The organism is Thermosynechococcus sp. Uc, from assembly GCF_029335995.1.
Taxonomy (GTDB): domain Bacteria; phylum Cyanobacteriota; class Cyanobacteriia; order Thermosynechococcales; family Thermosynechococcaceae; genus Thermosynechococcus.
This window is the reverse complement of the sequence record NZ_JARJMS020000032.1, coordinates 1-7091: the sequence shown is the minus strand read 5'-3', so window position 1 is coordinate 7091 and position 7091 is coordinate 1. Positions and strand designations below refer to the sequence as shown.

Genomic DNA, 7091 nt, shown 5'->3' with positions numbered 1-7091 from the left:
GTACACTAGGACGGCTGGGAGGTTCAGTACGGGGCGGGCTGCTGCGCCGCGCGGGCAAACGTCCTACCGGCGGAGTATCCTCCACATCCTCGTCTTCATAGCGCGATCGCAACCCATCACGGCTACCGCGAATGCGCCGCAGAGGTGGATAATCCTCCTCCTCTTCTTCCTCGTCCTCGTAGGGTTCAAGTTCCTCTATTTCTGCACGGTAGGTGTAGCTGCGGCTGACGGGGCGCTCTTCATCCACAATGGGGGTATTCCGCCGCGCCTGTTCTGTGGCTACCCGTCGCAAACGAATACTTTCGTAAGCAAAAAATGCAGCAGTACCCGTCAGCAGAAACTGGCCAAAAAGAAGAATGGGATCAAGACGCCACCCTTGAAAAAAGAGAATCCCACCGCACAGGAGAGCCACTGCAGCAAAGAAAATATCATGATCTCGCGCTAGCTCTGGCTGAATCGAGCGCAAAAAATAGAGGAGCGCACCTGCCACCGCTAGACCAATCCCCAAAATGCCAGCAGGCCCTAGTCCGACATTAACAATTTGACCAAGGAGAGGGGAAAAGAAAAGATAAGTCATTTAAACCATTGACTGAAGGGGCAAAATAGAACAGAGAGCCATAGCCCTATGGCCATGACCCTATTCTAACGGCAATTGGCAAATCGACTCGTTGGCTTAAGAAGAACGCTGCACTTTATCAATTTGGCTAATAGCAATGAGAACAATAAAGGTGAGACCTAAAACGACGGCTCCTGAAACCAAACCAATAAAGAAGCCCTTGAGGGAAGGGGTAATCGTTAACAGTAGAGGATATGTAGCGTGAATCATGGCTGTTTTTTTGCAGGTCAAAGTGAACACTAGAATTTTAACAAAACCTGGCCTTGTTGCTCAGGAAGGCAACGACTAGACTGAATGGCGCCAAGCCCGTAGCCGCGCGATTAACCGTTCTTGGATATTCTGCCAGAAAGCGAATGGAAGGACTGCTTGGCGAGAATGTCGGGGCACTAAGCCAAGATTGGCACCCACGGGTCTTAGCGATCGCCCTAAGGTCATTGCCGCTTCGCGAGCTTCCTGTTCAGGATTAACCAACACCAGAGTAGGAGCAGGGAGCCAACGCGCCAGTTCGCAATAGCGATCGCGGGGATGATTTTTCACCTGCCCCTCCACCACCAATGTCGCCGATTCCCCCCCATCCACAGCAGTGGCATCCGTCACCCCCTGCTCTAGCAAAAACGTTTGCAGCTGCGCAAAGGAGACCCCCGTCGAACCACCATTGCCCCGTCCATCGCTAACCACGAAAATATACTCATTACCGCGCTTGCCAAGAATCGCCTTCGGAGAGGTGCGATCGTTCCCATCCACCGGCAGTTTCCTGCCTGCCTCTAACAACTGCTGCGAGCCACTCACCAAATTAAACGGCTGCTTTGGCAACTTGCCGCGATAAAACTCGACTCCACCTTGGGCAGAAAAGTGCACCATTGCTGCATAGCCACCCTCGTAGGGGCGCACCACACGACCATTCACAATGTAAGCCCCGAGAACGCCTGCAGGAATCTGCCCCCGACCCGTCAAGCAAGTCTGCCGCAGTGCCGCGTAGCCAATGCCATCGGGCGCCAATTCCCCCATGATCCATTTTTGATAGTCCTGAAAAGAACGTAGGGAATTAGTATTTAACCAGCGGAAAAAATTTGCATTCATGGCTACCACCGCTCCCGTGCGCCGTGCAAAAGCCGCTGTCGTCTCTAAGTAAGTGTCCTCACCACTGGGGGTAGGTTCGGTCATCACCACCCGATAGTCTGCCATTGGAGCTGCCACCATGTACACCTGCGTTTGCTCTACTCTGTGGATCGAGTACTGGAGAGTAGCCAACGACACTCCTAACCTAGGCAGCACATTCAGCATTTGTCTCCCTCCAGCAAAGCCGTCAGTTTGGGTGCACCATCCCTAGCTTAGGACGCAAAGGTAAATAATTTTATCCCCATCTGCTTCAGCCATAGGGAATAAATCAACATCAATCTTTAGATTCTTTTAACCGACATCCTGGGGGAATCTGCCTAGGATCGGGATGGGATTTTCTGGACGCTTTGGCACCATGGAACAAATACCCGCCCCAATTTGGAGACTGACCGCTGGCATTGTTGTGACCCTGATGAGTTTCTAGGTTGGACATCACCATGGCCTTCTCCCGGAACAAGCTTCTGAGCAAGCTCCCTTAGTGGACAACTTCTTCAACATTATGCTCACAATTGGTACCGCCCTCTTTTTGGTTGTGCAGGGTGCCATTCTTTTTTTTGTAATTCGCTATCGCCGCCGCCCCGGTGATGAAGGGGATGGCCTGCCCATTGAGGAAAACTTATCCCTAGAAGTCTTCTGGACTGCAATTCCCGCCCTCATCGTGATTTTCCTTGGTATCTATAGTGTGGATATTTTTCAACGGATGGGGGGCTGAATCCGGGGGATCACACCATGCATACAATGCATCCCCCTGAGCAAGCGGTTGCAGTTGTTGCCAAAGCCTCCTCCAAAACCACCAGTGATGCAACTGCGGCGCCAACTCCAGAAATTGGCATTGGTGCTAGCCCCGATGCTCAAGGCAAAGCTCCAGACCTAGTGGTGGAGGTGGCAGGTATGCAATATGCGTGGATTTTCACTTACCCCGACAGTGGCATTGTCTCTGAGGAGCTGCATATTCCGGTGGGCAAGGATGTGCAGTTAAACCTTTCTGCCCGCGATGTCATCCATTCCTTTTGGGTGCCCCAGTTTCGCCTAAAGCAGGATGCGATTCCCGGTGTGCCCACTAAACTGCGATTTAAGGCGACCAAAGTGGGGACATATCCGGTCGTCTGTACAGAACTCTGTGGTGGCTACCATGGTGCCATGCGCACGCAGGTAATTGTGCATACCCCAGAGGATTTTGAAGTGTGGCGCAGTCAAAACCAAGTAACGGCAACGGCTCCAGTGATTTCCTCTCTTAGCGATCGCCAGATCGAGGAAATAGGAGTCACCCCCCAATTGGTGGCGCAGGTGGAAGCAATGACCCACCACCATTCTCCTGACCCTGTGTGCGACACGCTCCGCCATACCGCTCAAGCTAACAGGGCGGGGCACGCCCGGATCGCCTGTGAAGTGAGCAGCATTGCGCTGCCAGCAGCAGGAACCCACCGCAGCGACTCAGGGGCAGCTCAATGCCGCGCCTGAGCGCCGTAGGCATCTCTGGAGGATGTCAAAAGCTTTAGTATTTTACCTCCTGTCGTGTTTTTGAGAGAGTTATGGCACAAGCACAACTGCCGCTAAGTACCCCCTTGTTACTCCCTGAGCATCCCAAGGCATGGAGGTGGTACCACTATTTCACCTTCAATCTGGATCACAAGGTCATCGGCATTCAATACTTGGTCACTGCCTTTATCTTTTACCTGATTGGTGGCCTAATGGCAGTGGCCATGCACACAGAGCTGGCAACAGCAGATTCCGATTTTCTTAATCCGAATCTTTACAATGCTTTCATGACCAACCACGGCACAATCATGATTTTCTTTTGGGTTGTGCCAGCAGCCATTGGCGGGTTTGGCAACTACTTGGTGCCCCTGATGGTGGGGGCGCGGGACATGGCTTTTCCTCGCCTAAATGCCTTGGCCTTTTGGCTAAATCCGCTGGCGGGGGCGTTACTTTTAGCCAGTTTTTTCTTTGAAGGTGCCCAAGCAGGCTGGACCGCCTATCCTCCTTTGAGTACGATTACAGCAACAACCGCCCAGAGTATGTAGATTCTGGCGATCGTCCTTGTGGGAACCTCCTCCATTATGGAAGCGGTGAATTTTATTGTCACCATCTGGAAAATGAAAGTGCCCAGTATGCGCTGGAATTAACTCCCCCTCTTTTGCTGGGCAATGTTGGCTACCTCCCTTCTAGCGCTAGTGTCAACACCTGTGCTGGCAGTGGGTCTGATTTTGTTGCTGTTTGATATTAACTTTGGCACCTCGTTCTATAAACCGGATGCAGGCGGAAATGTCATCATTTATCAACACCTGTTTTGGTTTTACTCTCATCCAGCAGTGTACCTGATGATTCTGCCAATCTTTGGCATCATGTCTGAGGTGATTCCGGTTCATACCCGCAAGCCAATCTTTGGTTATCAGGCGATTGCCTACTCCAGTTTGGCCATCTGCTGTGTGGGGCTTTTTGCTTGGGTACACCACATGTTCACCAGTGGCACTCCCCCTTGGATGCGGATGTTCTTTACAATTTCGACGCTAATTGTGGCAGTACCGACGGGGGTGAAAATTTTTAGTTGGGTGGCCACCCTTTGGGGGGGCAAAATTCGCCTTAACAGTGCCATGCTCTTTGCCATTGGCTGACTATCAATGTTTGTCTTGGGGGGCCTCAGCGGTGTCACCTTAGGTACTCGTCCACGATACCTCCTATGTGGTGGCACACTTTCACTACGTGCTTTTTGGGGGATCGGTATTTGGTCTTTATGCCGGGATTGACCACTGGTTTCCCAAAATAACGGGACAATTCTTAGATGAGCGGTTGGGAATTCTACACTTTGTGCTCACCTTCATTGGCACCAACCTGACCTTTTTGCCGAGGCACGAGTTGGGACTGAAAGGGATGCCACGGCGGGTAGCAATGTATGATCCGCAATTTGAGCCAATTAGAGTTGGAACAAGGGTAAAATTGCTGGCGACAATCCCTGGGGTGGTCTCAGCCTAGAGTGGACAACTAGTTCACCGCCGCTAATTGAAAACTGGGAAGTGCTGCCCGTAGTCACCAAAGGTCCCTATGACTACGGCATTGACCAGCACAAGGGAAGTACGGATAAAGATGAGGAAGAGTAGGACATTCTAGGAGCGATCGCGATGCAAAGTACTGTTGACTCTCAAGCAACGGCCATAGCTGTTGATCATGTCCATGAACATCCGGATTTTCGGGTTTTAGGGTTGCTAGTTTTTCTCATTTCTGAATCCCTAATGTTTGGTGGCCTCTTTGCAGCCTATTTACTCCTGCGGAGCATGAATGAGCAATGGCCACCCGAAGGTACTGAGGTGGAACTTCTTTTGCCCACAATTAATACAATCATCCTGATCTCCAGTAGCTTTATCATCCATTACGGCAATATCGCCATCAAAAAGGATGATGTCCGAGCCATGCGCCAATGGTATTGGATCACGGCAGCTATGGGGGCAGTGTTTCTGGGGGTCAAGTCTATGAGGATCTCACCCTCGGCTACGGCCTGCGCACGAATGTCTTTGCCAACTGCTTCTATGTCATGACAGGCTTCCACGGCCTCCATGTTTTTGTGGGTATTTTGCTGATTTTGGGGGTGATTTGGCGATCGCGCCGTTCTGGGCACTATAGCGCCCAGAAGCATACGGGGGTAACTATGGCAGACATCTACTGGCATTTTGTGGATGTCATCTGGATTATTCTCTTCACGCTGCTGTATATCCTGACTCGCTTTTAGGGGCAGGTCTTGAATTGGGGCGATCGCGGATCAAAGTTGCACTGATAAACCACTGGTGCCTGCCAACTCAGGGGAATTTCCAAGAGGTCGCGGGTACCTGTAATTCCCTGTAACAGGAAAAGAACAAGGACAAGGGCATTCAAGCCCATGTGAATTCGTCGCCACCTGAGCGATCGATCTTGGTAAATGTCGTGGACAATAGCCACCGAAAAAATCATCAGCATTACAGATGCTAAGCCAAAGTAAAAGTGGGAAATCCACCACTCATCATCGCGGCGAAAGACCCCCGGCTGAAAGGCTAGGATCGTTACACCCATTCCTGAAAGCAAAGCAAAAACGCCGCGCCAGATTTTGGATTGAGCGCGATATAGAAATACCGTTGCCGCAATGGTGACCACAAACATCAGCACTACCAGAACCACAGAGAGGGGTTGCAGCGCGTTGTTCTCTGCCTGCATCAAAAAGCCCTGAAACCCAAATACCACGGAGTAGGCCAAGGCAACCAATGTAATACCAACCACGCCAGCGGCTAAGAGCTTGCCCAATTTCACGTGCAGATGGCCAACTGTGGCAGGAATTGAGGTGGTGTCCTTAAGGCGGCGCTGCCGCGTCTGCAGCGCCAAGAATGTGGTGATACCAATCACGGGAAAGACAAAAGTACAGGCCAAAATGGGATGCAAAAGCAAAATAATGTCTTTGAGGTTGAGAAACATACTAGCTCAGAAGGATAGGATCAGTTTTAAAGTAACGAATTTAGGGGCGGGGCAAATCAAAAACACTTTTGTTAGTCATCCAACGGTGGCCACCAAGAATCCCCAAAGCCGCGCATCTGTGCCTGCTTGCCGCTTAGCAATCTCCTGCAAAGTGGACTCTACCGTCTCAATTTGCCGCCCTAACTGTACCTCTGAATTGATTCCCTGTTCGAGCTTGGCCTCGACGGTATTAATTTTGTCCTCAAGCCTTTGAAACTTCTTGCTATTGGTGGCAATGTGAATATCGATCTTTTCCTCTATGGCTTGGATGGCAGCTTGCCTTGTCTGCAAATTGCTTTGCATTCCTTGGATGGCATCCAAGACCTAGCTCAATTTGGCACGGGGAACGGATTCAGTCATCATTCTGACGCTTGAGGAACGGACGTGGAGGGATTCGAACCCCCGACCCTCAGAACCGGAATCTGATGCTCTATCCACTGAGCCACACGTCCAATTATCTCATGATAGCATTAACCAAGGTAGGCTTGCTGAACCCGTGGATCATTTAGGAAGATAAATATTCTCAGCAGCGGTTAACCACAGCAAGAGGGCATAGTTCTGAAACACCACCATCGATTGCGTCCCAGCTCCTTGATAGGCTGCTCCTTGAGGCGCACTTTTCCCGTGGTGGAACGCACAAAAAGCCTGAGACCCAGAAGTGTTGAACGATAGCTTGAAAGACCAGAAAAAAGGGAAGAAATGGCGTATTCTTCCCCTAAAAAGAAGAAAAAGCAACAGTTTATCACGGCATCCTTTGGCAAGATTGTCAAGTCTATCCTCAAACACCTCAGCCCTTGCGACTCTCCTGTGTTGAACTCACAACCGCTGTTGAAAATCTGGCTGACCTATCTTCTAGACCCCAGCTTGAACAGCATGAGCG

Annotated in this window: 5 protein-coding genes, 1 tRNA gene and 4 pseudogenes; 4 read left to right on the top strand and 6 right to left on the bottom strand. The window is 50.9% G+C overall.

Going from position 1 to position 7091, the window contains the following annotated elements; all coding sequences use genetic code 11:
* From P3X23_RS03655 to P3X23_RS03645, 3 genes are all read right to left on the bottom strand, one after another.
* Positions 1-577, bottom strand: a 577-nt coding sequence (locus P3X23_RS03655; protein ID WP_300873244.1) for a Ycf66 family protein, incomplete at its 3' end; no start/stop codon positions are given.
* A 96-nt stretch (positions 578-673) separates the two neighbouring features.
* Positions 674-826 carry a photosystem II reaction center X protein gene (locus tag P3X23_RS03650; protein WP_300873242.1) on the bottom strand — a complete coding sequence of 51 codons (153 nt, stop codon included), beginning with the start codon at positions 824-826 and terminating at the stop codon, positions 674-676.
* Between the two features lie 75 nt (positions 827-901).
* Positions 902-1816 carry a phosphodiester glycosidase family protein gene (locus P3X23_RS03645; RefSeq protein WP_300873240.1) on the bottom strand — a complete coding sequence of 305 codons (915 nt, stop codon included), beginning with the start codon at positions 1814-1816 and terminating at the stop codon, positions 902-904.
* Between the two features lie 274 nt (positions 1817-2090).
* On the opposite strand from P3X23_RS03645, the pseudogene P3X23_RS11930 reads away from it, so the two are divergent.
* From P3X23_RS11930 to P3X23_RS03625, 3 pseudogenes are all read left to right on the top strand, one after another.
* Positions 2091-2941 (top strand): annotated as a pseudogene (locus P3X23_RS11930) (cytochrome c oxidase subunit II); the annotation flags it as partial.
* Positions 2942-3267: 326 nt separating this feature from the next.
* Positions 3268-4833: pseudogene (locus P3X23_RS03630) on the top strand (cbb3-type cytochrome c oxidase subunit I).
* Between the two features lie 132 nt (positions 4834-4965).
* Positions 4966-5459, top strand: a pseudogene (locus tag P3X23_RS03625) (heme-copper oxidase subunit III).
* Here P3X23_RS03625 and P3X23_RS03620 read toward each other — a convergent pair.
* The 3 genes from P3X23_RS03620 to P3X23_RS03610 form a co-directional block, all read right to left on the bottom strand.
* Positions 5456-6172 (bottom strand): DUF4079 domain-containing protein, encoded by a 717-nt coding sequence (locus P3X23_RS03620; protein ID WP_300873234.1) that lies wholly within the window; start codon positions 6170-6172, stop codon positions 5456-5458. The pseudogene P3X23_RS03625 and the gene P3X23_RS03620 overlap by 4 nt on opposite strands.
* Before the next feature lie 75 nt (positions 6173-6247).
* The gene (locus P3X23_RS03615; protein WP_300873233.1) at positions 6248-6514 is read right to left on the bottom strand and encodes a hypothetical protein; all 267 of its coding nucleotides are present in this window, start codon (positions 6512-6514) and stop codon (positions 6248-6250) included.
* Between the two features lie 76 nt (positions 6515-6590).
* Positions 6591-6663, bottom strand: a tRNA-Arg gene (locus P3X23_RS03610).
* A gap of 247 nt (positions 6664-6910) precedes the next feature.
* Between P3X23_RS03610 and P3X23_RS03605 the strand changes: the two are divergent.
* Positions 6911-7091: pseudogene (locus P3X23_RS03605) on the top strand (hypothetical protein); the annotation flags it as partial.